This is a genomic window from Micrococcus sp. HMSC31B01 (assembly GCF_001816085.1).
GTDB lineage: Bacteria > Actinomycetota > Actinomycetes > Actinomycetales > Micrococcaceae > Micrococcus > Micrococcus luteus.
This window is the reverse complement of sequence record NZ_KV824881.1, coordinates 1-736: the sequence shown is the minus strand read 5'-3', so window position 1 is coordinate 736 and position 736 is coordinate 1. Positions and strand designations below refer to the sequence as shown.

Genomic DNA, 736 nt, shown 5'->3' with positions numbered 1-736 from the left:
GGCGCCGGCCAGGGCCGCGAAGAACGCGCCCGTCACCACGGACAGGCCCAGGGCGGTGCCGAGGCGCTGCGCCGTCTGGGCGACGCCGCCGGCCGCCCCCGCCTCGTGGCCGGCGACGTCGTCCATCATCAGCACCTGCGTGCTGGTGAGCAGCAGGGCCTGCGAGGCCGACTGCACGATCAGCCCCACCCCCACGATCCACGGCGACCACGCGCCGGCCGCGCTGCGCTCGAACGCGAGCGCCAGCACCCCCAGCGACACGAGGCCCACGAGGGCGCCGAGCAGCACGAGCACGGGCCCGCGCCGCTGCACCATCGAGCCCACCCACGGGGACAGGGAGGCCACGACGACGGCGCCGGGCAGACCCACGAGGCCGGCCTCGAGCGGCGTGAACCCCATGCCGCGCTGCAGGAAGATCGCCACGATCGCGAACACCGCCGGCATGGTGGCCAGGTAGATGGTGGACTCGAGCGCGCCGATCGTGAAGGACGGCCGCCGGAACAGGGTCGGGTCCACCATGGGCTGCACGCCGGTGGCCGAGGCCCGGGCCTTCACGCGCTTCTCCCACAGCCACCACGCCGTCACGAGCGCGGCGGCGAGCACCAGCAGCCAGGCGGTGCCCGGGACGATGAACGGCACCATGAGGCTCACCCCGCCGGCGCCGAGCAGCAGGGCGCCCACCGGGTCGAGCGCGGCGATCCCGCGCGGTCCGGGGGCGGGGGGCAGGCCGTGCACG

The 736-nt window shown here is 76.1% G+C and carries 1 protein-coding gene; it reads right to left on the bottom strand.

Annotation, left to right across the window (positions count from 1 at the left end; translation table 11 throughout):
* Positions 1-736, bottom strand: a 736-nt coding sequence (locus tag HMPREF3105_RS01120; RefSeq protein WP_141762372.1) for an MFS transporter, incomplete at both ends; no start/stop codon positions are given.